The sequence below is a fragment of the Streptomyces sp. ITFR-6 genome, assembly GCF_031844725.1.
Classification (GTDB): Bacteria; Actinomycetota; Actinomycetes; order Streptomycetales; family Streptomycetaceae; genus Streptomyces.
This window is the reverse complement of record NZ_CP134612.1, coordinates 8046523-8071699: the sequence shown is the minus strand read 5'-3', so window position 1 is coordinate 8071699 and position 25177 is coordinate 8046523. Positions and strand designations below refer to the sequence as shown.

Sequence of the window (25177 nt, the reverse complement as noted above, 5' to 3'; positions counted from 1 at the left end):
ACCGCAGATCGCTCAAACTCTGAAATTTCGACGGTCAACAGCCTCTCGGGCGACCACAGAAGGGGGAGACGTGGCGAAGACCGCGCTCATCACCGGCGTGACCGGACAGGACGGTTCGTACCTGTCCGAGCTGCTGCTCCACAAGGGATACACGGTCCATGGACTCATCCGCCGTTCGTCGAGCTTCAACACCGAGCGGATCGACCACATCTACCAGGGCCCGGAGGAGGCGGACCGCTCGTTCGTCCTGCATCACGCCGATCTCGCGGACGGGGTCGCCCTGGTGAACCTGCTGCGCGACATCCGGCCCGACGAGGTCTACAACCTCGGCGCGCAGTCGCACGTCCGGGTCTCCTTCGACGCGCCGCTGTACACGGGGGACATCACCGGGCTCGGCACCACCCGCCTCCTGGAAGCGGTGCGCGCCAGCGGCATCGACACCCGGGTCTACCAGGCGTCCTCCTCCGAGATGTTCGGCGCCAGCCCGCCGCCGCAGCACGAGCGGACGCCGTTCCACCCGCGCAGCCCGTACAGCGTCGCGAAGGTCTACTCGTACTGGTCCACGGTCAACTACCGTGAGGCATATGGAATGTTCGCGGTCAACGGGATCCTCTTCAACCACGAGTCCCCGCGTCGCGGCGAGACCTTCGTGACCCGGAAGATCACTCGCGGGGTGGCCCGGATCAAGGCGGGTCTCCAGACGCGGCTGCACCTGGGGAACCTGGACGCGGTCCGCGACTGGGGTTACGCCCCCGAGTACGTGGACGCCATGTGGCGGATGCTCCAGTGCGACGCCCCGGACGACTACGTGGTGGCCACCGGCGAGGGGGTCAGCGTGCGGCAGTTCCTGGAGTACGCCTTCGAGCACGCCGGCCTGGACTGGCGCGAGCACGTCCGCTACGACGCGAAGTACGAGCGCCCCAGCGAGGTCGACGCGCTGATCGGGGACGCGTCGAAGGCGGCGGAGCTGCTCGGCTGGAAGCCGGCCGTCAAGTCGCGGGAGCTGGCCCGGATCATGGTCGACGCGGATGTCAGGCAGCTGGCCGACCAGCTCACCGGGGCCGCGGTGCGGGTGGACCGGTGAGCGGCCCCGGGCGCCCGGGGCCCACCCGGGGCGGGGTCTTCGCCGCCGTCCTCGCGCTCACCGCCGGGGTGCTCACCGTGAGCGATACCGTCCTGGCGGTCAGCAGCGTCGCCGCGAACACCTCGCCGGACCCCACCGCGGGCTCGGCCGACAGCCACCGTCTCGTGCCGGTCACCGGCGCGTGGACGGAATCGGCGGTCACCTACAACTCCCGGCCGTCGCCAGTGCCGGGCACCGTCTCCGGCGCGACCGCCGTCTCCACCAGCAACTCGGTGGAGCTGGACGCGCCGGCCCTGGGCTCCGCCTACTCGTCCACCCTCACCAGCGACGGAGCGGATTCGCTCCGCGTCTGGTCGGGCGACGTCGCAACCGCGGCCCACCGGCCGCAGCTCGTTCTCACCTTCGGAGCTGAATGATGAACGAAAGTACGGGGCGCAGATCCCGTGGCCACGGCCGGGTACGGGCCGCGGCCGCCGCGCTCTGCCTGCTCGCCGGGGCCCTGGGCGCCGCTGCCGGGGGCTCTCCGGCAACGGCGCTCACCCCTCCGGTCTCGCTCACCGCGGACGACCTCTCCACCTGGCAGACCAACGGAATCGTCTGGTCGATGGCCGCGACGGACGACGGACTCGTCTACGCGGGCGGCACGTTCTCCACGGTACGGCCGCCGGACGCACCGGCCGGGACGTCGGAGCAGCCGGCGGTGAACTTCGCCGCGTTCGACGCCGCGACCGGTGCGCCGACCGGTTGCGAACTGTCGTTCACGCAGTCCTCCGGCACCGCGACCGTGCGGGCCCTGACCCTCTCCCCCGACGGCAAGACCCTGTACGCCGGGGGCCAGTTCGCCTCGGTGAACGGCGTCGGGGTGAGCAACATCGCGGCCATCGACACGGCAAGCTGCACTCCGCGTACGAACTTCAAGCTCGCCGTCTCCGCGACGGTACGGGCGCTGGCTGTCACCGACGACACGGTGTATCTCGGCGGTGACTTCAACAGTGTCGCGGGGCAGACCCGGAACAAGTTCGCCGCGGTCACCACGGGCGCGGCACTGAAGCCGTGGAAGGCCAACACGGATGAGGTCGGCCGGGCCGTCCAGGTCACTCCCGACGGTCAGCACGTCGTGATCGGCGGCGACTTCTTCACCGTCAACGGCACCACGTCGCACGCGCTCGCGGTGGTGAACGCGACGACGGGCGCCCTGGACAAGAGCTATCCGGGCTTCATCCCGAACACCTCGACGGTGCAGGACCTCACCGCGGACGCCACCAAGTTCTACACCGCCAACGAGGGCACCGGGGGCGGTGTCTTCGACGGCCGGATCGCGGTGGACCTGACCACCTTCCAGCAGGTCTGGCGCGACACCTGCCTCGGTGCCACCCAGGCCATCCTGGTGCACAAGGGGGTGCTCTACAGCGGCAGTCACGCACACGACTGCTCGTCGATGGGCGAGTTCCCCGAGCAGCCGCGCAAGCATCTGCTGGCCCAGTCCGTGGACGATCCCAAACTGCTGCCGTGGTTCCCGGACACCAACGACGGCATCGGGGAACCGGTCGGCCCCCGGGCGATGGCCCAGGCCGACAAGGGCGGCCACCACTACCTCTGGGTGGGCGGCGAGTTCACGACCGTCAACAGCTCACCCCAGCAGGGGCTGACCCGATTCGCCGACGGGCCCGACACGGGGGCGCCCTGGGTGCCCAACGTCAGCGTCTCCACGGTCGCGGCGGGCAAGGTGAACGTGAACTGGCAGACGAGCTTCGACACGGACGACGGTGAGCTGACCTACCGGATCTACAAGGACGGCGCGAGCACTCCCGTCCACACCACGACTGGCTACTCGGTGTTCTGGGACCGGCCGCAGCTGCGGTGGACCGACACCGCTGTCGCACCGGGCGAGACGCACACCTACCGGATCAGTGCGAGCGACGGCACCAACACCAGTGCCAAGTCGCCCGCGGTGACCGCGACCGTGGCGGCGAAGGCCGCGAGCTATCCGGCCAGGGTGCTGTCCGACGGAGCGAGCCTGTACTGGCGCTACGACGAGGGCACGTCCACCTTCGCCGCCGATACCAGCACGGGCAAGGACAACGGCTTCCTGCGCAACTCGCCCTCCTACCGGCAGACCCCGGCGGCCGTGTCCGGCCCCTCGACCGCGATCGGGTTCAACGGGTCCACCCAGTACGCGTACAGCAACCGGGCCCACAACCAGACCTCGAAGTTCTCGGTGGAGACCTGGATCAAGACGACGACGACCCGGGGAGGGAAGATCATCGGCTTCGGCACCAACACCATGGAGCTCAGCGGCAAGTACGACAAGCATGTGTACATGCGCAACAACGGGCGCCTCACCTTCGGCACCCACAACACCGGCGGGCAGACCGTCAGCACGACCGGGGCCTATAACGACGGCGCCTGGCACCATGTGGTCGCCACCCAGGGTTCGGGCGGAATGGCCCTGTACGTGGACGGAAAGCTTCGTGCCTCGAACGCGTCGTACACCAGGAACGAGACCTACAACGGCTACTGGCGGGTGGGCGGGGACAATCTGGCGACCTGGCCGAACCGTCCGACGAGCAACTTCTTCGCGGGACAGATCGACGAGACCGCCGTGTACCCGACCGCGCTGACCGCAGCCCAGGTCAGCGCCCACTACGCCCTGAGGACAGGTGGATGAGACATCCGTTCCTGGCCGGCGCCGCCGCCGTGATCGCGGCGGCGGCGCTGGCCGCCTGCGGCTCCTCCTCCGGTGGGGGCGGGGAGAAGACGGCCGGCTCCGGGCCCTCGGCCTCCGCGGGGCCGGTGGCCGGCGCGCCCGCGGAGCCGTCCGGTTCCGATCCGGCCGGTCCGCGGGCCTCGCACTCCAGTGAGCCGCCCAAGACCCCGACCGACGAACTCACCCCGGCCACCGGCACGTTCACCAAGAAGCAGAAGAAGTACCTGGTCGACCGGGTGCCCAAGGGCATGGACCCGGCGGCGGTACTCCAGACCGGACAGGCGACCTGCGACCGGCTGACCTATCTGGTCAAGGTCGACCGGGACATCGCGATCGGCGCCGTGGCCACGGGCGAGATCGCCGATGCCGAGCCCGCGGCCGGGCAGCTGTGCACCCAGCACAAGGAGCTGGTGGCACAGGCCTCGCGGGCCTACCCCGACGGACGTTACGAGGGTGCGCGGCTGCGGCCCGGCCGTTACCGCGATGTCGCGCCCACGAAGAACTGCGGCTGGGAGATCACCGGGGCGAACGGCAAGGTTGTGGCGTCGGGCTCGTCCGACGACGGGAAGGCCAGCCGCATCACGATCCCGGCGGGGGCCACCGCCTTCACCTCCACAGGCTGCTACGCCTGGCTGCCCGAAGGAGGCAACGGATGAACAGGCTGCCGATAGCCGTGGCCATCCCCACGAAGAACGAGGGGCTCAACATCGCGGAGGCGGTGAAGTCGGTCCTCGGCCACTTCGAGGCGGTCGTCGTGGTCGACTCGCACAGCACGGACGACACGGCGAAGATCGCCGCGGAGTGCGGGGCCGAGGTCGTCATGTACACCTGGGACGGCGGGCATCCCCGGAAGAAGCAGTGGTGCCTGGACCATGTCCGCACCGACCTGGACTGGATCCTGCTGCTCGACGGTGACGAGCGGCTGAGCCCCGGTCTGCTGGCCGAACTGCGGCAGATCTTCGCGGACCCGGAGGCGCCGAAGCCCGCGGCGTACGACATTCCGCTGGGGTACTGGTTCTCCGGGAAGCGGCTGCGGCACGGCTACACCATCCGCAAGCGGTCGCTGACCGACCGCACCCGCAGCCGGTACCCGGAGATCGGGGATCTCGACGCACCCGGCATCGGTGAGGTCGAGGGCCACTACCAGCCGGTCGCTGAGAGCGCCGGTACCCTCCGCAACCCGATCGAGCACCAGGATCTCGACCCGGTGACCGCCTGGTTCGAACGGCACAACCGGTACTCGGACTGGGAGGCGTGGCTGGAGCACCATCCCGAGGTCAAGGAACAGGTGCGCAGGGCCAAGTCCCGCCAGGGGCAGCTGTTCCACAAGGCGCCGTTCAAGCCGCTGGTGTCGTTCGCGTACATGTACGTGTACCGGCGGGGCTTCCTGGACGGCCGGGCGGGCCTGGACTTCGCCCTGGCGATGAGCTTCTACCGGTGGCAGATCGCCCTTAAGTCGCGTGAGGCGCCCACTCCTTGAGTCACCGGCGCTTCCGGCGGACCACGTCCTCGTAGGTCCGCCGGAGCGTCCGGGTCACGGCGTCGATGGTGAAGTCCTTCCCGACCAGCTCCCAAGCCGCCTGTCCCGCCTCGGCGTTGGCCTTCGGCTCCAGCAGTTCCAGGACCGCCCGCGCGACCTTGTGCGCGTTGGCCCCGTCCTCGCCCACCCGGCTGTCGATCACCCGGCCCGCACCGGCCCGTGCGACATCGGGCCCGAGGCCGCAGGTGCGGGTGATGACCACGGGGGTGCCGACGGACATCGCCTCCAGGACCGAGACGCCGAGGGGTTCCTCGATCGACGGGAGGACGTACACATCGGCCTGCCGCCCCGCCGCCAGCACCTCTTCGTGGCCGAGCGGTCCCACGTGGTCGAGTGAGCCGAGCACGCCCAGCTCGCGGGCCAGCCGGAGGGTGCCGGGCAGGGCCCCGGTGTCCGGTCCGGCCAGCACGAACCTGGCGTCCGGGTGCTCGGCCAGCACGGCGGGCATCGCGGCGACGAAGTCCTGCGGGCGCTTGCGCTCCTGTATCCGGGCGAGGAAGAGCACCGTCGGCGGCCGCGCCGGGTCACGGGCGGGCTTGCGCTCCTGCGGCCGTACGCCGTTGACCAGGCGCACGGTCCGGCGGAGCGGTACCGGCGCCGCGACGGCGTTCACATCGACGCGCTCGGCCTCTGTGAGGTGCAGCACCGCGTCCGCCCCGCGCAGCACCCTGCGTACGCCTAGCAGGTCGGTCAGCCGCGCGACGCGGTTCTCCGTCGGGTCCACCATGCCGTGTGTCTGGACGACCAGCGGGGTCCCCGACGCCAGTGCGAGCAGGGCGGCGGGCAGCGTCACCAGATCGCGCATCAGGTGCACGTGGACGATGTCGGCGCCGCGCATCATCCGGCGCGCGGCCAGCAGCAGCGGTCCAGAGGTGATGCCGCTGACCTCGAACCGGGGCAGCAGGTGGCGGGCCTGGTAGAGGTGGGCGGGCACCCCCTCCACGAGGGACGGCAGCAGCCCCTCGAAGCCGTCGCCGAGCGCCATGATCCGGGCGTCGTCCCCCGCGGCGCGCTGGACCCGGGAGAGATTCAGGGCCACCCGGGTCGGACCGCCGAAGGCGTGGTCCGGGGTGTGCAGTGTGACGACGTGCAGAATCTTCACCAGGGTTCCCCTCGACCTCGGCAGCTGTGCACAGACTAGTCATCACATCACCCCAAGTGGGTTGATTCGTTAGAGTGTTCACACGCTCACGGAACGGGGAACAGATGACGTCCGTGCACGGGGTGGCGCCGTCCGGTCCCGTCCTGGGGGGCGGTCCGCCGAGTCCGGTGGAGCTGCCCGCCAAGCCCATGTCCTGGGCGATGCTGTCGCGGGCGATGGCCGTACCGCTCATCCTCGGCCTGGTCTGCTTCCTGCCCGCGCTGATCGCCGCGCAGCCCGGGAGCGGGACCCGGGACACCGGGTACTGGCTCCAACTCGTGCTGACCTGCTATTCGGGGGCGCGGCTGGCGACCATGATCCTCTCCACCCGGCGCCGGCTGCTCCAGGGCGTCTTCTGGATGTTCGTGTACATCTCGATGGGGGTGGCCCCGTTCGCCCAGGCGGTGATCGGGCAGACCCCGACTCCTATGGTCGGGCCGCGCTCCGATCTGGTGACCGCGATCGCGCTCGTGCTGGTGGGGTGCGCGGCGTTCGACCTGGGGGCGCTGCTGGCGTCCCGGCGTCCGCTGCGCAGGCGTACGGCCGCACGCGGGGGCGGTGGCCGGGCCACCGCGCACCCGGTCCGGCTGCGGCTGCTGGTGCTGCTGGCGTTCGCCGCGAGCGGCTACTACGTGCTGAAGCTGGGCGGGCCCGCGGTCTTCTTCTCCAGCAGGCAGGAGATCAGCGCCTCGGTCGCGGAGAGCGGGGTGGTGTCCGGCGGGTCCAATGTGGGCTCCGCGTTCCTCAAGGGGTTCGGCACGGTTCCGGCGCTGCTCGCGCTGCTCTTCTTCACCCGGCGGCTGGTGACCTCGCGCCGGGCCCGTCGCGCGCCGTCGACCGTGCTGGTCTGGTGCGCGCTGCTGATCGTGAACCTGATCGTGAACAACCCTGTTTCCAACGCCCGTTACTGGTTCCTGACGGTGCTGGTCTCGCTCCTGTTCACCGCGTTCCCGAGCAGCGCGGCGATGTACCGCTCGGTGCTGGCGACGGGGGTGATCGGGGCGCTGGTGCTGTTCCCGTACGCCGACCGGTTCCGCTACGACGAATCCGGGTACCGGCCCGTCGAGTCGTCCTCGGTCTTCGAGCCGCTGGTTACCAAGGACTACGACCAGACCGTCATGTTCGCCAACACCATCTCCTGGGTCGACACCCGGGGCCACACCTACGGCCGTCAACTGGCGGGCTCCGCCTTCTTCTTCGTGCCCCGGGCGGCCTGGAGCGGCAAGCCCGAGGACACCGGGGTCCGGGTCGGGCAGTGGATGGGGATGAACATGACCAACCTCTCGGCGCCGCTCTGGACCGAGCTGTGGGTCGACTTCGGCACCCCGGGCATGATCGGCGGCTTCGCCCTGATCGGGTACGCGGCGGCGCGCACCGACCGCCGTTACGCGCGGGCGGTCTCCCGGGACGGACCCGGGCCCGGCAGCGTCCTGGCCGTCGCCGCGCCGCTGATCGCCGGGTACACCTTCATCCTGCTGCGTGGCCCGCTGCTGCAGGCGGCCGGGAAGCTGGCCATCGCCGCGCTGTGCCTGGCACTGGTGACGAGTTTCAGGGACCGGAACGGACAGCGGCCGCGCTGACCGGGATCCCCTCGGCGGCACGGCGACGGTTCAGCCTCGCCACCCGGGTCCAGGTGGCGACCGCCTTGCATGCGGAGCCCAGGCAGAGGCCCCAGGCCGCGCCCGGCACCCCGCCGAGCCAGTAGCCGCCGGCCAGGAAGCCCACCGAGGCGAGCGAGAAGACCACCTGGATGGAGAGCGTGGTGCGCGGATCGAGCAGTCTCAGCGCCAGCAGCCCGCAGGTGCCGACGGCCATCGCCGCGTACTGGCTGCCGGTCGCGGGGAGGAGCGTCGCCGCCGTGGGCCAGGTGTCGCCCAGCAGATGGCGGCCCACCGAGCCGGGCAGCAGCGCCAGCACGGTCGCCCAGCCGGCGGCGGTCGCCGCCAGTACGGCGGCCAGGGCGGCGGTCGCCCGCACCCGCAGCCGGTCGGTGGCGAGCCGCCCGAGCAGCGGCGGGCCGAAGCCGGTGGCGGAGGTGAACAGCACGTTCAGCGGGCCGAAGAGGGTGGTCGCGCCGCGCAGCGCCCCGACCACGAGGGGGTTGCCGACCACGCCCAGGCCGAGCACGGAGAGCTGGCTGGTGGCGTTGCCCACCCCGAACTCGACGACGAACCGCCGTCCCAGGTGTCCGCGCCGCAGCAGCGGGGCCAGCCGCACGGGCGTTTTCGCGGTCCGCCGGTGCAGCAGGGTGACGGACAGCAGGAGGGCGGGCAGCGCCGACAGGCCCCAGACGGTGACGAGCCGGGCGGCCGGGGCGCCGTGCGGCTGTACGGTCAGCGCGCCCAGCACGCAGGCCAGCCGGAGCGTGTCCGCGCCCAGGGCCAGGTGCTGGGCCTGGAGCGTGGCGAAGGCGTAGCGGGACGTGTCCTGCGCGAGGACGACGGGCAGGACGAGTCCCAGCGTCATCAGGGCCCGCGCGGTGTCTCCCGCTAGCATCGCGCAGACCCCGGCGAGCGCGCCGCCGAGGACGGCCGAGACGAGCAGGGTGAAGGCGACGGCCGAGCGGCAGGCGCCACGGGTCTCCTCTCCGGCGCCCCGGCGCAGCACCAGCGGCTGACCGGTGTAGGCGCCGAAGACGCCGAGCAGCACGGTGAAGACCAGGTAGACGCCGGAGAACCGGGCGAAGTCGGAGACGGTGGAGAGCCGGGCCGCCACCACCAGGACCAGGATGTTGGTGAGCGCCGCCACCCCCTGGTCCGCGACCGAGCAGACGACCGCGGTGCGTGCCTTCACCGCTGTCCCGGCTGTCCCGCGGAACTGCTGTGGTCGCTGCCGCCGGGGTGGCCGTTGCCGCCGCCGTGCCAGGTGCTGCCGCCGTCCAGGGTGCGCAGGGCGAGCGTCTCCGCGGGGTCTCCGGCCCGCCCGCCGCCGGTCCGGCCGGGTCCGTCCGGCTGTGCGCGACCGCCCTGTCCGTCGCTCCCCGGTCCCGGTGTCCGTCCGTCACGGGCGCGGCGTTCGGCCGCCTTCCGGCGGCCCCGGCGCTCAAGCCGTCCGTGACCGGGGTGCAGCAGGGTGCCGAGCACGGACCCGCCCGCGGCGCCGATGATCTCGCGGATCCGCTCCAGATCGCTGCGGTGCACCTCGCGCGGGTCGCAGACCACCACGACGCCCTCCACCCGGTCGACGAGCGCGACGGCGTCGGCGTACGAGAGGACGGGCGGGGCGAGCACGATGACGACGGCTCCGGGCCGGCCGCCCTCCGCGAGGATCCGGCCGACGGGCGCCGAGGTCAGGGCGCGCGGCACGTTGTCCATCCGGCGGCCCGCGACCAGGGTGAAGGCCCCGGAGCCGGGCACGTCCACATTGGTGCGGCTGTCCGAGGGCCAGCCGCGCTCGGCGCGCTCGGCGGACCAGCGGGGCCGCCCGCCCCGGTTCGCGGCGCCGAGGTCCCTGGCCAGTGACGGGGTGCGCAGATCGGCCTCGACCAGCAGGACGTCACGCCCCATCTCCGCGAAGGCGGCCGCAAGGTTGACCGCCGCGGCGGCGGCCATGGCGTTGTCCCCTCGGGGCGCCGTGACCAGGAGCCGTCGCCGCTCGGCGAACGAGGGGTCGTACGCGAGCCGGAAGGCCACCGCACGGTACTCCTCCGCCAGCCGGCTGCCGCCGCGTCCGATGGCGAGCAGCCGGCCCGCCCCGGCGCGTTCCCGGGGCAGGGTGCCGAGCAGCGGGGCACCGAGCGAGCGGACGAGTTCCTTGGTGGAGCGGACCGCCGGGTCGAAGACGAGCCGCACCCAGGACAGCAGCAGGCCGAGGGCGAGTCCGACGACGCCGCCGAGCCCGAGGAGCAGGGGCAGTCCCGCGCCGGTGGGCCGCTCGGGCGCGACGGGCTTCTTGTTCAGGTAGCCGGGCGTGGTGTCGAGGGCGCGCAACTCCGAGATCTTCTGGCTCAGTTCGGAGATGGCGACGATGATGTTGGCGCGGGCGCTGGTGACGTCGCTGCCGACGGTACCGGTCTCCTGCTCGGCCAGTCGGTCGCGCTGCTCCGTGAGCGGCTTCAGCTGGGCGCGGTAGCCGTCGACCATGTTGTCGATGCTGTTCTCGGTGCGCTCGCGGCGGATCTCCAGGTAGGCCTCGGCGAGTGCCTGGGCGCGCGCCCTGGCCTGTTCCGGGTCGCGGGCGGTGTAGGAGAACCTGAGCACCAGGGTGTTGGGCGGGTTGGTGACCTGGAGGCCGGTCAGCAGCTTGCCGACCTCGATCCGGTCGCCGTGCTTGACCAGCGAGCCGACGGCGACGGTGCCCACGACGTCGCTGACGGCGGTCTGTCGTTCGGAGCCGATGTTGATGCCTTTGTCGGCCGAGGCGCCCGCCGCGAACGGGTCGGAGGTGGCCGAGCGCACCGATACCTCCCCGACGGAGGTGTAGGTGTCCTCGCCGCTCAGGGCGAGCCAGCCGCCGCCGAGCAGCCCGAGCAGCACGCCGCACACGAGCAGGACGCGGTAGCGCAGGAGCTGCCTGAACTGATCCCGCAGCAGGGCGGGTTCGTCCTGGTCCTCCAGGGCACGGATCGGCTGGGTCATCGGCGTGGTCTCCCTTGGGCGGCGTCCTGAAGGACCTCGGTGAGCAGTGCGTCGAAGCGGGCGAGACCGGCTTCCCGGCCGAGGTGCTGTGCCACGTAGCGGGGGCCGTGGGCGCCGAGTTCGTCGGCGGCGGCCGGCTGCTCGACGAGTTTGCGGACGGCCGCCAGCACCGCGGCCGGGTCCTCCGGCGCGACGAGCAGCCCGGCTCCAGAGCGCTGCACCTCCTGGGCGGTGCCGCCCTCCTCCGCCACGGAGGCTACGACGGGCCGGCCGGAGACGAGGTACGAGGTCAGCTTGGAGGGCACGCTCATGTCGAGTACGGACGCGCGCTGGGTCACGGCGAGGACGTCGGCGGCGGCCAGCACGTCGGTGAACTCGTCGGCCTCCGCCGCCGGCCGGAACTCGACGTTGGGCAGCCCGGCCGCGCGCGCCAGGAGGGCTTCGCGCTGGTTGCCGTCGCCCATCAGCACGACGCGTATCCCGGGGGCGAGCCGGGCCGCGTCGACCAGGACCTCCAGCCCCTGCTTGAGCCCCATGTTCCCGGAGTGCAGGACCACCGGGGCGCCCTCGTCCCAGCCGAGACGCGCCCTGGTCACGGCACGGTCGGCCGAAGGGGGCTTCACATGGGTCCAGTTGGGGACGAGCCGGATGCGTTCCGGGTCCACTCCGTAGGCGGTGACCCGGGGGACGAAGCTCTCGTGGATGACGCCGACGAGCGCGGCAGCACTCAGCGCGTACCGCTCGGCCCGGGACGCCACCGCCGCCGCCCTGTCCCCGCCGCGGACTCCGCTCTGCGCGGCGGCGGCGCCCATCAGGTCCTGCACGACGGGTATGTAGGGGACGCGGTGGTGACGGGCCAGCCGCGCGCCGAGGACGCCGCCCGCGAGGCTCGGCATCTGGGAGATCACCGCGTCCGGCCGCACCCGGGGCGGGGAGACCAGTCCGTGCGCGAGGACGGTTGCCTCGAAGGCTGCTCTGCGCAGGGCGCTCTGACGGGGCGGCACATAGTGTCTTCGCCGGTGGACCGTCACCCCCGAACGCTCCTCCTCTGCCCGCCACACGCCCCGGTACTCCGGCTCGGTCCGCCAGGACGGATAGTGCGGCATGCCGGTCAGCACATGGGTCTCGGCACCGGACGCGGCCCAGTGTTCCGCGAGTTGTGCGGCGTACGGGCCGATTCCGGTCAGCTCCGGCGCGTAGTTGGTCGAGACGACCAGCAGGCGGCGGTTCCTGAACGGCTCGTGCTGATCCGCGTACGGCAGCTGATCTGCGTCTGGCATCGGACGGTCGCCTTCCCCCCCGGAGCCACCTGTGTTCCCCCCAAGGAACAGCCCCAAAAGTGAGCTTATCCGTTCACGAGATGCGCAAGTGGTCTTCACAGTAAGGTCGTTGCACGATCAACACCGATACCGATATCCCACCGGACCGGACGCCATGTCCGGAAACCTGCCGGTGGGAGACGGACATCGCGTTCACCGTGGGGGGAGAGAACGGATGGTGCACAGGGTCGGCTACGCGCCGGGTGTCTACGACCTGTTCCACGTAGGTCACCTCAATATCCTGCGGCATGCCCGCAGTCAGTGCGACTACCTCGTCGCGGGGGTCGTCTCGGACGAGATGGCCGCACTCGCGAAGGGTCACAGACCGGTCATTCCGCTGCCGGAGCGGCTGGAGATCGTACGGAGCGTCCGGTACGTGGACGCCGCGTTCGTCGAGACCGTCCCCGACAAGGTGGAGACCTGGCAGCAGGTCAGGTTCGACGTCATCTTCAAGGGCGACGACTGGCGGGACACGGAGAAGGGCAGACGGCTCGAACGCGACTTCGCGGAGGTCGGCGTGGAGGTCGTCTACTTCCCGTACACCGTTCACACGTCCAGCACCCAGCTGCGCCGGGCGCTGGACTCGCTGGTCAGCCTGCCCGGAGCGCTTTCAGCTCCCTGAACCACTTGGCCAGGAACGCCACCAGGAACAGCGCGTGCACGGCGGCGAGCACGGCATAGCCGATCCGGAACGCCGTCTCGTCACCGAGCAGCAGGAAGACCAGGCAGAAGACCCCGTAGTCGGCCGGCAGCAGCGCCGCGGCCCGCAGCCGGGAGGGTGCCCCCGGGGGTACTGCGCCGCCGTCCGGCTCCGGCCGGGCGGCGGCGGCCGCCTTCCCGAGCTGTTCCCGCAGCAGCCCCGCGCAGAAGGTGAGCACGGCCACGAACAGGAAGCCGAGCGGCAGCAGCAGCCAGCCGTCCGCCGGCAGGGCGAAGAAGCGGTGGAACGAGATCAGTACGGCGGTGTGGACGAGGATCATCTTGGCGCAGTCGACGACATGGTCGAGCCATTCGCCGTCGGGGCCTCCCCGGCCGGTGAGCCGCGCGAGCTGCCCGTCGGCCGAGTCCAGCGCGAACCCCACGGCGAGCCCCAGGTAGACCAGCACGGCCAGCGCCCACGTGGGCCTGGCCAGCGCCACGGACGCGACGGCTGCGAAGGTGAACACCGCGCTCACCAATGTGACTGGATTGGGCGTCATGCCCAATCGGAAGGCGCCGGCCGCGAAGATCCGCCCGGCGGGCCGGTTCACGTACCGCGAGTAGAGCGACACCCCTTTGGCCGATTTCTGCGCCCCGCGCAGTTCACGCAGCACCGTTCCCGTGCTTTCCATACGCCCCCCAGCGTGTCGCCGTCGTCCACGGCTCCCGCGGCGCGTCGACCGCTCCGCCGGAGCCGCATCATGGCACGCGGAACCCGCCGCGCGGGGCGATTCCTAGGGTTCGGGCGGAGGCGGTTCAGGCGGAGGCGGTGCGGCACTCCGGGTGGCCCCAGCCCTGGTCGTTCTTCGCGATCGTGTCCTTGGCCGCGTACGGCTTGCCGCAGTGGCACCGCCCCGCGTACCTGGCGCGGATGGTGGCACCGGTACGGGCCGCCCCGCCGGTGCTCTTCGCCGGGCTCTTCGTCGCGCTTTTCACCGTACCGCCGGTCCGGCGCCCCTCGGAGGCACGGGCGGCCACGGGCACCGGCAGGTCCGCCGAACCCTGGGAGGTGCCTGCCGCGCGCTGCGCCACGGCCACCTCGCTGGCCGCCTGGTCGGCCAGGGCGTTCAGCGGGTCGCCGTCCACCTGGTGGGCGGGCACGTAGACGAACTCCACGGACCGGCCGGTCAGCAGGGCGTCGATGCGGACGACCAGCTCGCGGTTGGCGACGGGTTTGCCGGCCGAGGTCTTCCAGCCGTTGCGCTTCCAGCCCCGGAGCCACTTGGTGACGGCGTTCATCGCGTACTGCGAATCCATCCGGACCTCAAGCGCCACAGCCGGGTCCACGGACTCCAGCAGCTCCTGGAGCGCGGTGAGCTCGGCGACGTTGTTGGTGGCGGTGCCCAGCGGCCCCGCCTCCCACCGGAACGGCCTGCCGTCCGCGTCGGCCACCACATATGCCCAGGCCGCGGGCCCCGGATTCCCCTTCGATGCCCCGTCACACGCGGCGATCATGCGCTCGTTCATACCCCTGATCATGCCAGCGTCGCGGGCCCGCGAGTCCCGACGGTGCCGTGGCCCGCTCCCGGAGCCCGTCGCACCTGGCACCTTCACGGTACGTAACGCTTCGGGGTGCGGCGGTCCCGGAGCGCTGGTTCTCTGAGTGAGCCCGCTCTTCCCTACCGTCCAAGGAGCGACGATGAGCGTTGCAGGAGAAACCGGCCGAGCCGACCAGATGCGCGAGAAGGCCAGGCACATGACCGACGCCGCGGAGCGCACCAACGACCCCGAGCAGCGCCGACGGCTGCAGGAGAAGGCCCGGAAGCTGCAGGAGCAGAGCGAGCGGCCGGCCGGCCGGGGCGGCAGCGACCTCCCCGTGTAGCACCGCCTCACGTGTACCGCCGGTGGACTGTCACTCTTCCATGAGTGGGTGACAGTCCACCGAGCCGTTTCCGGACGGGCCGCTTCCGGACCGTCGCCGGACGGCCTTCGATCAGCACTCCCTACGATGGTCCCTCGGCGGGGGCCACCAGGTCCTCGCACGGGAGTTCAGGGGCAACCAATTCATGAGCCGTCATCCGGTCACTGTGGTCACCGGCGGCAGCCGCGGGATCGGCGCGGCCGTCTGTCTGCGTCTGGCCGCCGACGGCCACGACATCGCGCTGGGCCACCGCTCCGACGTGGCGGCCGCGGAGGCCGTGGCCGAATCCGTACGCGGGGCGGGCCGGCGCTGCGTCACGGTGCGGATGGACACGACCGACGAGTCGGGTGTCGACCGGCTCTTCGAGGCGGCGGCCGACGGGCTCGGCCCGGTCACCGGGCTGGTCAACAACGCGGGCGTCGGCGGCCCGACGGGCCCGCTCGCGGACGCAGACCCGGCCGGGCTCCGGCGCGCCCTGGACGTCAACGTCATCGGGTACCTGCTCTGCGCCCGGCGCGCCGTGCGCGACATGGGCCGTACCGGGGGCGGGGCCATCGTGAACATGTCCTCGGCGGCCGCCACCCTCGGCAGCCCCGGCGAGTACGTCCACTACGCCGCCGCCAAGGCCGCGGTGGACACGATGACCATCGGACTGTCCAAGGAGGCCGCCGCGGCGGGCATCCGGGTCAACGCGGTGTCGCCCGGCATCATCCGCACCGAGTTCCACGAGGACCCCGAGCGCCCCGACAAGGCCGCGGCCGGCATCCCGCTGGGCCGGCCCGGACGCCCGGACGAGGTCGCCGGAGCCGTCGCCTGGCTGCTCTCGGACGACGCGTCCTACACGACGGGGGCGATCCTGCGGGTGGCGGGCGGCCGCTGACGTCCGGCGGTACGGTGCGGCGGTGACCGGTTCCGGCGGGGCTCCGCTGCTCTTCCTCGGCGTCGACGGCCCATTCCTGCCGTTCGGCCCGGCGACCGGGCCGCCGGGCGGGCCTTCGTGTGGGTCGACGACGAGATCGGTGCGGCGGACCGGAGGTGGGTGGCCGCGCACCACGGCGGGCGGGCCCTGCTCCACCGCGTCGACCCCGGGCGCGGTCTCACCGACGCGGACTTCCGGCAGCTGGACGCATGGCTGCGCACGGTGTGAGGCTTCAGCGGCCGGCCCCGGTCCAGGTCACAGCGGGGCGGCGCCGCGCACCAGCAGCAGTGCCACATCGGCCGCCGCCACGACCACGGCGGCGGCGAGGGCGGCCTCGCGCCAGTACCGGCCGAGCACCAGCCCGGCCAGCGCGACCGGCGCCGCCACCGCCAGGGTCACCGCTCCCCACCGGCCCGGCGGTCCGGCCGGGCCGAACGCCAGGACCGCGGAGGCCGCCACCAGCGGCACCGGCAGCAGCAGCCGGGTGGCGGTGGCACCGAGCCGGTGGGGCAGCCCGCACACCCCGTTGCGCAGGTCGTCGTCGATGTCGGGGAGCACATCGCCCAGATGGGCGGCCAGACCCAGCAGCGCACCGGCCGTGACGGCCCACCAGGCTGGGCCCGCACTGCCGGGCAGGGTCAGGGCGGCCACCGCGGGCAGGGCGGCGAAACCGATGACGTACGGCAGCCAGGACAGGACCGTCGCCTTCAGTCCCAGGTTGTACGACCAGGCCGCCGCCACCGCGGCCAGGTGCACGGTACCGGCGAGCGGTCCGCAGGCCAGCGAGAGCGGAACGCACAGCAGCGCGGCGGTGAACGCCGCCGTCCACACCGCCCGGCGGCTCACGGACCCGTCGGCCACCGGCTTGCCGCGACGGCCGGACGCGGCGTCCCGCCGCGCGTCGAACGCGTCGTTGCACCATCCCACCGAGAGCTGACCGCTCAGCACCGCTGCGACGAGAAGCACGCGGCGGACCCCGTCGAGGCCCGCCCCGAAGCCGAGGGCGCCGGCCAGCGCGCTCACCGCGACCACCGGGCCCGGGTGGCAGGAGCGGGCGAGTGCCGTCGTACGGCGCGGCGGCCAGCCGGTCGCGGCGTAGACGCGCGGCGGGTCTGGGGTACCCATCCGGTGATCGTAGGTACTCCACGCCGGAGGAACATGACAGCCACACGGGCCGTTTGCGACGTTTCGCCTGCCATGCCCGGCACTTTTGCGGCGTTTTGTCCGCCGAGTGGGGCAGGGTTGGGCCATGACGCCTCGCCACCAGGACCCGGGATGACCCGGATCGCCGCCGTTCACGGCACCCCGGCTCCGTATCGCCACACCCAGCACGAGGTCACCGACATGGTGGCCCGCACCTGTCTGCCGCCCGGGGCCGACCGGCGGGTGCTGGACCGGCTGCACGAGAACGCCCGGGTGCGTGCCCGGAACATGGTGCTGCCCCTGGAGCGGTATGCGGAGCTGGACGGGTTCGGCGACGCCAACGACATGTTCATCGCCGCGGCCGTGGACCTGGGCGCCGACGCGCTGCGCGGGGCGCTGCGGACGGCCGGGCTGCGGCCGGAGGACGTGGACCTCCTGATGTTCACGTCCGTCACCGGGGTGGCCGCCCCCTCGGTCGATGCCCGGCTGGTGGGGCGGCTCGGTCTGCGCCCCGATGTGAAGCGGCTGCCGGTCTTCGGGCTCGGCTGCGTGGCCGGGGCCGCCGGGGTGGCCCGGCTGCACGACTACCTGCTCGGCCACCCGGACGACGTGGCGGTGCTCCTCTCGGTGGAGCTGTGCTCCCTGACGTTCCAGCGCCACGACGCGTCGATGGCAAACCTGGTGGCGACCGCGCTGTTCGGTGACGGGGCGGCCGCCGTGGTGGCCCTCGGCGCGGGCCGGGCGGCCGGGGCGGGGCCGCAGGTGGTGGCGACCCGCAGCCGCATGTATCCGGACACCGGGCACGTGATGGGCTGGGATATCCGCGGTTCCGGCTTCAAGGTGCTGCTCGATCCGGCCGTCCCCGACGTCGTGCGCCGGTATCTCGCCGACGACGTAAGCGACTTCCTGACGGAGCACGGGCTCAAGCCGAAGGACGTGGCGCACTGGGTGTGCCACCCGGGTGGTCCGAAGGTCCTGGAGGCCGTCTCCGAGGTCCTCTCGCTCCCCGACGGCGCTCTCGACGTCACCTGGCGCTCGCTGGCCGAGGTGGGGAACCTCTCGTCCTCCTCCGTGCTCCACGTCCTGCGGGACACGCTGGAACAACGGGGGCCGGAGCCGGGGTCGCCGGGGCTGCTGTTGGCGATGGGACCGGGATTCTGCTGCGAACTGGTGCTGCTGCGCTGGTAGGTCGGAGGACACATGATCTGGTACACAGCGCTGGTGCTGGCCGTGGCGGGCGAACGGCTGGCCGAACTCGTCGTCGCGCTCCGCAACTCCCGCTGGGCACTGGCCCGGGGCGGTGTCGAGACCGGCCGCGCCCACTACCCGGCGATGGTCGCGCTGCACACGGCCCTGCTGCTGGGCTGTCTCGTGGAAGTCCAACTGGCGGACCGGCCGTTCGTACCGCTGCTCGGCTGGGCGATGGTGGCCGTGGTGGTGGCCGCACAGGGCCTGCGCTGGTGGTGCATCCGTACGCTCGGCCACCGGTGGAACACCCGCGTGATCGTCGTTCCGGGACTGCCGCTGGTGACCGGCGGGCCGTACCGGCTGCTGCGCCACCCGAACTACGCCGCCGTCGCCACCGAGGGGCTCGCGCTGCCGCTCGTCCACGGTGCGTGGCTGACCGCGGCGCTCTTCACCGTGCTCAACGCGGCGCTCATGACCGTACGGGTGAGGTGCGAGGAGGCGGCTCTGACCGCCGCGCCGGCGGACGTGACGGCGTGATCGACGTGCTGGTGGCGGGCGGCGGTCCGGCCGGTCTGGCGGCGGCGATCCGGGCGGCCCGGCTGGGCCTGGAGACGGTCGTGGTCGAACCCCGTGCCTCCCCCATCGACAAGGCCTGCGGCGAGGGCATCATGCCCAGCGGGGTCGCCGCCCTGCGCGCCCTCGGCGTCGAGGTGTCCGGGCACCGGCTGCGCGGCATCCGGTACCTGGAGGGGACGCGCAGCGCGGAGGCGGCGTTCCGGGGGCGGACGGGGCTCGGCGTGCGGCGGACCGAGCTGCACACCGCCCTGCACGGCCGCGCGGTGGAGCTCGGCGTCCGGATCGTGCCGGGCAAGCTCTCCGGCGTGACGCAGAGCGACGACCGGGTCAACGCGGGCGGGCTGACGGCACGCTGGCTGGTCGCGGCGGACGGGCTGCACTCGCCGCTCCGCCGCGAACTCGGCCTGGACGGACCGGGCGCGGCGGTACGCCGGTACGGGCAGCGCCGGCACTACCGGATCGCCCCGTGGACGGAGTTCGTGGAGGTCCACTGGTCCCGGCGCGGGGAGGCGTACGTGACGCCGCTCGGGGACGGTCTGGTGGGGGTGGCCGTACTCAGCCGGGAACGGCGCTCCTACGAGGAGCATCTGACGGCCTTCCCCCGGCTGGCCGCCTCGCTCGCCGGCCGGGAGGCTGGGCCCGTACGCGGCGCCGGACCGCTGCTCCGGCGGGCGTTGGACCGACGGGCCGGCCGGGTTCTGCTGGTCGGTGACGCCGCGGGCTATGTGGACGCGCTGACCGGAGAGGGGGTGGCGCTGGCCCTGGCGACGGCCGAGGCCGCGGTGGACGCGGTGGCGGCCGGCCGGCCACAGGACTACCCGGCCCGGTGGCGGAGCCTGACTTGGCGTCACCGCCTGCTCACCGAGGGATTGTTGGCGATGGCACGGCATCCGGCGACCGCACGCCTGATCGTCCCCGTCGCATACCGCGCACCAGCCGCCTTCGGGGCGGCCGTACACGCGTTGCAGTAATCCACGATGGGTGCGAATACTGTCGTCACGGGGGCCGGTGACATGGCCCGGGAGAGAGTGGATCGTCATGGATGCAGGTCAACAGTCCACCGCCGCATCGTTGTTCGATGCCATCGGCGCCGAGTACGAGCAGGCGTTCGCCGGATCGGCCGCACACCGAGCCTCGCTGGCGCTGCTGCTGGAGCACCTGACACCGCACAGCCGGGTACTGGACGTCGGCAGCGGCACCGGACGGCCGACCGCACAGACCCTGACCGGCGCCGGCCATGAGGTGTTCGGCGTCGATGTCTCGCCGGTCATGGTGGACATCGCGTCCAGGCAGGTGCCCCGGGCCGAGTTCCGCTGTGCCGATATCCGCGAGCTGCCTCTGGAGGACGGGAGTTTCGACGCCGCTTGCGTGTATTTCTCACTCCTCCAGATGCCGCGCGCCGACCAGTCGGCGGTGCTGGCCCGGCTCGGGCGGGCGTTGCGGACCGGCGGCCATCTGGCCGTAGCGACAGTCCCGTTGGACCTGGAGGACGTGAGCGGTGAGTTCATGGGGCGGCCCGCGCGGGTGACCAGCTTCGGGCCCGCGGAATTCACCGCGCTGGTGACCGGGGCCGGATTCACGCTCCTGTCGGAGAGCAGCAGCGTGTTCACACCGGCCCATCCGGCGGCCGTGCCCGAACCCCACCTGTTCCTGCTCGCCCGCCGGAGCTGACGGAACCCGCGGAACCCGCAGAGCTCACAGAGCGAACCTTGATCATCGTCGGGCTTGCTGGTTAAGTGGCGCGGCATGACTGATACCCGGCCCCCGACCTGGCCGACCGCCCCGATACGGACCGAGCGCCTCGTACTGCGTCAGTCCGAGGCGCGGGACCGTGCGGTGACCATCGAGCTGAACGCCTCGCCGGAGGTGACCACGTACCTCGGTGGCCCGCAGCCGCGCGAGGAGCTCGAACGCACGGTGCCCGAAGTGCCCGGACGGCGCCCCGGCTTCTTCGTCGTCGAGCTCGACGGGGCGGCGATCGGCACGATCCTGCTCGATCCGCACGCGGAGCGTCCGGGGCACATCCGCCCGGACATCGGGAGGAGCGAGCTCGGCTACCTGTTCCTGCCGCAGGCGTGGGGACACGGGTACGCGGCGGAGGCGTGCGCGGCGGCCCTTGCCTGGCTGGCCGGCGAGCTCCCCGGCGAGGCGGTGGTGCTCCGCACCCAGTCCGCCAACAAGGCCTCGATGCGCCTCGCGGCCAAGCTGGGATTCACCGAGGTGGAGCGGTATCAGGCCTTCGGCGCCGAGCAGTGGTTCGGCGTCCGGCCCCCGGCACGATGACCGGGTGCGCCTGAGCCGTTCACCCCCTCGCCCTGGCCCAGGCCTCGCTGTTGAGGAAGTAGGTGTCGTACAGCTCCTGGACTTCGAGCAGGCTCTCCGGTGGCACCTTTCCGTAGGCGATGCGCTCCAGGTGGCGGAAGTACTCGAAGCGTTCGACGCCCGGGGTGATGACGATGAGGATGTCGGCGTCCTCTCCGGGTGCGGCGGCGAAGGCGTGCGCGAGACCGGGCGGGACGATGACGAGGTCACCCCGTTTGGCGGTCACGAGCTGTTCGCCCGAGAGCAGTTGGGCCGTGCCATCCAGTACGTAGAACAGCTCGGCCGACCGCGAGTGATGGTGCGGCTTCGCGCCGTCCGCACCGTTGACCAGGCTGACCCGCTGGGTGGACAGCGCTCCGCCGGTCGAACTGCTGTCGGCCAGCAGCCTGATGGTGGTGGGCGCCCGGCCGATCACTTCGGCGTCGGCGGAGCGGACGACGACGGACTCGTCGAAGTCCGGAACGATGAGCGACATCTGTGACTCCAATCGGGAGGGGCGGGTTCTCGCGTCAGACGGCGAAGAGGAGAGCCGCGTTGATGAGCATGACCACGGCTGTGGCGAAGTGGATGCCGAACGCGACCGCCCTGGTGCCGCCGTTGCGCAGAACGATGAGGGTGTCACCGAGCGGGGCGATGGTGACGACCAGCATGAACCATCCGGCGGTCTGAGCACTCGCGAGGGCCAGCAGAGCGAAGCCGAGTATGCCGTAACTGAGGTCGCGCACGCCCTTGATGGACAGGTAGGCCGCATCCCCGTTCTCCTTCGCCGGCACCCCGTAGGCGGCGGCAGCGGGGTGCGGCACCACCAGAAACCGCACCCCGATGAAGATGATCATCACGTTGAGCAGGATGGCCAAGCCGTAGGCGAGGGGCGCGAGCATGATTCGTTTCCATTTCTAGCACCGCAAGGAATTATGTCGACACTAGCATGTCATCGAAAGTATTCCTAGCATCGCTATACAAAATCCGTGCTTCCTCTGCTGTCATGCCGGAACAGCTGGAGTCGCGTTCAGCGGCCTTGAGGCTTCGCCCCGGTCTCCTTGCTCGTGGGTCTCACCCGCGCAGGGTCAGGCGTCGCAGGAGCGACCGGGGGCGAGGGCCTGCTCGACGCTGAGGAGGTAGCTGGCGACGGGAGCGTCGGCGCGGAGATCGCCGCGGTCCCGGCCAACCGTCCGACGGAGGGCCGACAGGCCGAAGGCCGCACCGACGGCCGCACCGATGAGAGGCTGTCCGGCCAGTGCGCCGCCGCCGACGGCAGCGATTCCGGCCGGCAGGTCGAACTTGAGATTGGCGGCGCTGAACACGGTGTCGATCCGTGCGCTCTTCAACGCGCTGCGCAGTTCCATGAGCGGCGTATCGAAGCGGCGCTCGACCTCGATCGCGGTGTACTGCAACTGCGCGGCGGGCAGCGAGACATCGGCCAGCCGGTCGCGCAACAGATCCACAACATCACCGACAGCGGCGTGAAAGGCTTCGAACTCCGCCCGGTGGCGACGGCGTACGGCTGCGATCCTGCCGGCCACGACCGCGTCCAGATCCCGCGGCAGCACCGTGCGGATCGCGAGCAGCCCGACGGCGTCCGTCGGGTCAGGCAGGGCGCCGTCGTCAGGTGGCGTACCCGCCAGCGCCGAAAGGAGGAGATCGCCCGACCACTTGTGGAGCGACAGGTGAGCGTCGTCCTGGTCGGTGGCGGGTGTGAACTGTCCCGTCCCGGCGATCTGCGCGCTCAGAACGCACTTGTAGATCCAGGCCAGGCGCGGGTGCATGGCTATCCAGTGCAGCAGCGGCCCGCCGCCGGGCGAGGCCCTGGTGGCTTCGACGGCCAGCCCCGCGCTGATCAGCGCCTCGCCCAGGCCGGCCGCCATCTCGTCCCGGTGCACGGCCGCCAGCCCGGCGTTCACCCGGTGCTGGGCACCGGCGTAGGGGGCGATTGTGGCGTCACCGATCCGGCTCCGGGCCACGGGGCCTCCCAGCGCGACCACCAGTCGGTCGTGGTGGGCGTCGAGAACCTCCAGGAAGACCGGCGCGACGGTCCGGGCGGCGGCGTCCGGGGGCACCGGGACGATGAACCGGAGTTCGTCGTCAAGAACGCGGGCGGTGTCCGTGTCGGCTGTCGGGTACCCCTCCGGGACCACACGCGCGATCCGGGGCCAGTACAGCGCCGCCGCTTTGAGCCCCCGCTCGTCACGGACGTGGATGTACGGGTAGTACAGAGCGATGTCCCGCACGATCGGCTCCTCCCCGTCGCGGCCCCAACCTGCCGGTCCCGACCGGCAGTCGTTGTGCCCAGCGAGGCCAAAATGTAGCGGCGGATCCGCCCCGCTGTCCCGGAGCCGGGCCGTCATGTCCGACCGCGTCGGCGCCGGCGCGCCTTCACGTCGCCTTCTGGGGCACACCCGGCCCGGTCCCCGGCCGGCAACCGCCCTCGACGCCTCCAGCGCTGTCGCGCTCGGGACGTTACGCGGACGGGCTGTCGAAGTAGTGCCCCTTGCCGAGGTCCTCAAGGAGCCCGGGGAGGGTCGGCCGCCACCCGAGCAGTTCGCGGGTCAGGGCGCTCGACGCCGGGCCGTCCAGACCCAGGAGCCCGCCCAGCCAGCCGAAGTGCTCGCTCGCGTCCTCCACCGGGACGGCGGCCACGGGGAGATCCAGACCGCGTCCGATCACTTCGGCGACGTCGCGGATCGGGACCCCCTCGTCAGCGACCGCGTGCAGTACGGATCCTGCGGGAGCCTGCTCCAGCGCCAGACGGAAGAGGCGTGCGGCGTCGAGCCGGGCGACGGCCGGCCAGCGGTTGGAGCCGTCACCGACATAGCCGGAGACGCCCTTGTCGCGGGCGACGCCGACCGCGGACGCGATGAAGCCCTTGTCCCCGTCGCCGTGCACCGTCGGGGGGAGCCGCACGACGGACGGGCGGACACCGCGTGAGGCGAGGGAGAGCGTCAGCTGCGCGTTGGCCAGCCGGGCCCCCGCCCCCTCGAACGGCACCTCGCCGTCGGAGCTGAGCCCGTCCCGCTCGGTGGCGACCCGCCCAGGCGCGAGCCCCATCGTCCCGGACGCGATGACGAAGGGCCGGCCGGAGCCCGCTAGCGCGTCCCCGAACGTCTCGATGGCGGCGCGGTCCGCGTCGGCGGCACCCTGGAAGTCGCCCGAGAAGGCGATGTCGTGCTTGAACGCGAGGTGGACCACGCCGTCCGAGGCCTCGGCCGCACTCCGCAGAGCGTCGAGATCTTCGAGGCTGCCTCGGAACACCTCGGCCCCGGCCGCGTCGAGCGCGGCGGCCGAAGCGTCCGAACGGGCGAGTCCGACGACCTGATGGCCCGCGCCGATGAGCTCGGGAACGACGGCGGATCCGATCCAGCCGGACGCTCCAGTAACGAAGACACGCATGGGAAACCTCCCTGGTATGCCGACCGCCCACGGCGAAGTTCTCAGTGGACAGTCGATGTCAGCAACTGTCATCACCGTACACCTGATGCCAGTCACTGTCATCACATAGAATCTCCGCTATGAGCAGATGGGAGCCGAACGCGCGCGGCAGGCTGGAACAGGCCGCGATGCTGCTTTACAGCGAGCACGGGTTCGAACAGACCACCGTGACCGAGATCGCCAGGCGGGCGGGGCTGACGGAGCGGACGTTCTTCCGGCACTTCAGCGACAAGCGCGAGGTCCTGTTCGCGGGCTCGTCCACGCTCCAGGACCTCTTCGTGGACACGCTCGCGGGCATACCCGAATCGGCGGCCCCCATCGATGCCGTGGCCGCGGCGCTCGATGCGGCCGCGACCGTCTTCCAGGACCGTCACGAACAGGCCCGGCAGCGCCAGGCGATCATCAACGCCAACGCCGAGCTGCAGGAACGCGAGCTGATCAAGCTCGCGAGGCTGTCCGCGGCCATCTCCGGCACCCTGCGCCGGCGCGGCGTCGCGGAACCGGCCGCGAGCCTGGCCGCGGAGGCGGGGATCGCCGTCTTCAAGGTGACGTTCGAGCGCTGGATCGACGGGACCGGCTCTCCGGACATGTCACAGCTCATCCGGGAGGTCCTCGACGAGCTGAAGGCCGTGACGGCGGGCGGATAACCCCGCGCCACGGTCCTCGCGGCTCCGC

At 71.9% G+C, this 25177-nt stretch carries 27 protein-coding genes; 16 read left to right on the top strand and 11 right to left on the bottom strand.

All coding sequences use genetic code 11. The annotated features are described in order from the left end of the window. Positions 1-70 precede the first annotated feature (70 nt). From gmd to RLT59_RS36485, 5 genes are read left to right on the top strand one after another with little or no spacing between them, the layout of a single operon-like run. Positions 71-1084: a GDP-mannose 4,6-dehydratase gene (gmd, locus tag RLT59_RS36505; protein WP_311307355.1), complete on the top strand. Its 1014-nt coding sequence runs from the start codon at positions 71-73 to the stop codon at positions 1082-1084. Next, on the top strand, positions 1081-1500 hold the full coding sequence (locus tag RLT59_RS36500) for a hypothetical protein (protein WP_311307354.1): 420 nt from the start codon (positions 1081-1083) through the stop codon (positions 1498-1500). Before gmd ends, RLT59_RS36500 begins: the two co-directional genes overlap by 4 nt. Then, the gene (locus RLT59_RS36495) at positions 1500-3752 is read left to right on the top strand and encodes a LamG-like jellyroll fold domain-containing protein (RefSeq protein ID WP_311307353.1); all 2253 of its coding nucleotides are present in this window, start codon (positions 1500-1502) and stop codon (positions 3750-3752) included. Before RLT59_RS36500 ends, RLT59_RS36495 begins: the two co-directional genes overlap by 1 nt. After that, entirely contained in the window at positions 3749-4447 is a 699-nt protein-coding gene (locus tag RLT59_RS36490; RefSeq protein ID WP_311307352.1) for an Rv1352/Rv1906c domain-containing protein, read from the top strand. Before RLT59_RS36495 ends, RLT59_RS36490 begins: the two co-directional genes overlap by 4 nt. Continuing rightward, on the top strand, positions 4444-5271 hold the full coding sequence (locus RLT59_RS36485; RefSeq protein ID WP_311307351.1) for a glycosyltransferase family 2 protein: 828 nt from the start codon (positions 4444-4446) through the stop codon (positions 5269-5271). The genes RLT59_RS36490 and RLT59_RS36485 overlap by 4 nt, the downstream gene beginning before the upstream one ends. A 1-nt stretch (position 5272) precedes the next feature. Here RLT59_RS36485 and RLT59_RS36480 read toward each other — a convergent pair whose 3' ends face one another. Further along, positions 5273-6433 (bottom strand): glycosyltransferase, encoded by a 1161-nt coding sequence (locus RLT59_RS36480; RefSeq protein WP_311307350.1) that lies wholly within the window; start codon positions 6431-6433, stop codon positions 5273-5275. A gap of 104 nt (positions 6434-6537) precedes the next feature. Here RLT59_RS36480 and RLT59_RS36475 point away from each other — a divergent pair, with 104 nt between their 5' ends. Beyond that, a complete protein-coding gene (locus tag RLT59_RS36475; protein WP_311307349.1) occupies positions 6538-8052 on the top strand; it encodes a hypothetical protein in 1515 nt (504 codons plus the stop codon). On the opposite strand, the gene RLT59_RS36470 is transcribed toward RLT59_RS36475, so the two are convergent. Genes RLT59_RS36470 through RLT59_RS36460 form a run of 3 tightly spaced genes read right to left on the bottom strand, consistent with a single transcriptional unit; the run spans position 8021 to position 12329 of the window. Next, positions 8021-9265: an MATE family efflux transporter gene (locus tag RLT59_RS36470; protein WP_311307348.1), complete on the bottom strand. Its 1245-nt coding sequence runs from the start codon at positions 9263-9265 to the stop codon at positions 8021-8023. The genes RLT59_RS36475 and RLT59_RS36470 overlap by 32 nt on opposite strands. Then, the gene (locus RLT59_RS36465; protein WP_311307347.1) at positions 9262-11049 is read right to left on the bottom strand and encodes a P-loop NTPase family protein; all 1788 of its coding nucleotides are present in this window, start codon (positions 11047-11049) and stop codon (positions 9262-9264) included. The genes RLT59_RS36470 and RLT59_RS36465 overlap by 4 nt, the downstream gene beginning before the upstream one ends. Beyond that, a complete protein-coding gene (locus RLT59_RS36460) occupies positions 11046-12329 on the bottom strand; it encodes a glycosyltransferase (RefSeq protein ID WP_311307346.1) in 1284 nt (427 codons plus the stop codon). Before RLT59_RS36460 ends, RLT59_RS36465 begins: the two co-directional genes overlap by 4 nt. A 214-nt stretch (positions 12330-12543) precedes the next feature. On the opposite strand from RLT59_RS36460, the gene RLT59_RS36455 reads away from it, so the two are divergent. Further along, a complete protein-coding gene (locus tag RLT59_RS36455) occupies positions 12544-12990 on the top strand; it encodes an FAD synthase family protein (protein WP_073738042.1) in 447 nt (148 codons plus the stop codon). Here RLT59_RS36455 and RLT59_RS36450 read toward each other — a convergent pair. Together RLT59_RS36450 and RLT59_RS36445 are read right to left on the bottom strand one after the other, a co-directional pair. Beyond that, a complete protein-coding gene (locus RLT59_RS36450) occupies positions 12959-13699 on the bottom strand; it encodes a CDP-alcohol phosphatidyltransferase family protein (RefSeq protein WP_311307345.1) in 741 nt (246 codons plus the stop codon). The genes RLT59_RS36455 and RLT59_RS36450 overlap by 32 nt on opposite strands. Before the next feature lie 124 nt (positions 13700-13823). Further along, positions 13824-14534 carry a ribonuclease H family protein gene (locus RLT59_RS36445; RefSeq protein WP_311307344.1) on the bottom strand — a complete coding sequence of 237 codons (711 nt, stop codon included), beginning with the start codon at positions 14532-14534 and terminating at the stop codon, positions 13824-13826. Positions 14535-14706: 172 nt separating this feature from the next. Here RLT59_RS36445 and RLT59_RS36440 point away from each other — a divergent pair, with 172 nt between their 5' ends. From RLT59_RS36440 to RLT59_RS36430, 3 genes are all read left to right on the top strand, one after another. Then, a complete protein-coding gene (locus RLT59_RS36440; protein WP_311307343.1) occupies positions 14707-14889 on the top strand; it encodes a DUF6381 family protein in 183 nt (60 codons plus the stop codon). 184 nt (positions 14890-15073) lie between these two features. After that, complete coding sequence (locus tag RLT59_RS36435) at positions 15074-15808, top strand: SDR family NAD(P)-dependent oxidoreductase (protein WP_311307342.1); 735 nt, start codon at positions 15074-15076, stop codon at positions 15806-15808. Between the two features lie 117 nt (positions 15809-15925). Continuing rightward, complete coding sequence (locus RLT59_RS36430; protein ID WP_311307341.1) at positions 15926-16075, top strand: hypothetical protein; 150 nt, start codon at positions 15926-15928, stop codon at positions 16073-16075. 27 nt (positions 16076-16102) lie between these two features. Here RLT59_RS36430 and RLT59_RS36425 read toward each other — a convergent pair whose 3' ends face one another. Next, on the bottom strand, positions 16103-16972 hold the full coding sequence (locus tag RLT59_RS36425) for a UbiA family prenyltransferase (RefSeq protein ID WP_311307340.1): 870 nt from the start codon (positions 16970-16972) through the stop codon (positions 16103-16105). Positions 16973-17122: 150 nt separating this feature from the next. Here RLT59_RS36425 and RLT59_RS36420 point away from each other — a divergent pair, with 150 nt between their 5' ends. The 5 genes from RLT59_RS36420 (at position 17123) to RLT59_RS36400 (ending at position 21037) form a co-directional block, all read left to right on the top strand. Continuing rightward, positions 17123-18178, top strand: coding sequence for a type III polyketide synthase (locus RLT59_RS36420; protein ID WP_311307339.1), 1056 nt, complete (start codon positions 17123-17125; stop codon positions 18176-18178). Positions 18179-18190: 12 nt separating this feature from the next. After that, positions 18191-18715, top strand: a complete 525-nt coding sequence (locus RLT59_RS36415) for an isoprenylcysteine carboxyl methyltransferase family protein (protein ID WP_311307338.1) — start codon at positions 18191-18193, stop codon at positions 18713-18715. Beyond that, entirely contained in the window at positions 18712-19725 is a 1014-nt protein-coding gene (locus RLT59_RS36410; protein ID WP_311307337.1) for an NAD(P)/FAD-dependent oxidoreductase, read from the top strand. The genes RLT59_RS36415 and RLT59_RS36410 overlap by 4 nt, the downstream gene beginning before the upstream one ends. A 67-nt stretch (positions 19726-19792) precedes the next feature. Further along, positions 19793-20425, top strand: a complete 633-nt coding sequence (locus tag RLT59_RS36405; protein WP_311307336.1) for a class I SAM-dependent methyltransferase — start codon at positions 19793-19795, stop codon at positions 20423-20425. A 75-nt stretch (positions 20426-20500) separates the two neighbouring features. Further along, entirely contained in the window at positions 20501-21037 is a 537-nt protein-coding gene (locus RLT59_RS36400) for a GNAT family N-acetyltransferase (protein WP_311307335.1), read from the top strand. Between the two features lie 19 nt (positions 21038-21056). Here RLT59_RS36400 and RLT59_RS36395 read toward each other — a convergent pair whose 3' ends face one another. From RLT59_RS36395 to RLT59_RS36380, 4 genes are all read right to left on the bottom strand, one after another. After that, positions 21057-21551, bottom strand: coding sequence for a cupin domain-containing protein (locus RLT59_RS36395; RefSeq protein WP_311307334.1), 495 nt, complete (start codon positions 21549-21551; stop codon positions 21057-21059). Positions 21552-21585: 34 nt separating this feature from the next. Further along, positions 21586-21957 (bottom strand): DUF4267 domain-containing protein, encoded by a 372-nt coding sequence (locus RLT59_RS36390; RefSeq protein WP_311307333.1) that lies wholly within the window; start codon positions 21955-21957, stop codon positions 21586-21588. Positions 21958-22143: 186 nt separating this feature from the next. Continuing rightward, a complete protein-coding gene (locus tag RLT59_RS36385; protein WP_311307332.1) occupies positions 22144-23304 on the bottom strand; it encodes a DUF6236 family protein in 1161 nt (386 codons plus the stop codon). Positions 23305-23533: 229 nt separating this feature from the next. Further along, positions 23534-24463, bottom strand: a complete 930-nt coding sequence (locus RLT59_RS36380; RefSeq protein ID WP_311307331.1) for an SDR family oxidoreductase — start codon at positions 24461-24463, stop codon at positions 23534-23536. A 119-nt stretch (positions 24464-24582) separates the two neighbouring features. Between RLT59_RS36380 and RLT59_RS36375 the strand changes: the two genes are divergently transcribed. After that, positions 24583-25149 carry a TetR/AcrR family transcriptional regulator gene (locus RLT59_RS36375; RefSeq protein WP_311307330.1) on the top strand — a complete coding sequence of 189 codons (567 nt, stop codon included), beginning with the start codon at positions 24583-24585 and terminating at the stop codon, positions 25147-25149. Positions 25150-25177: the final 28 nt, after the last annotated feature.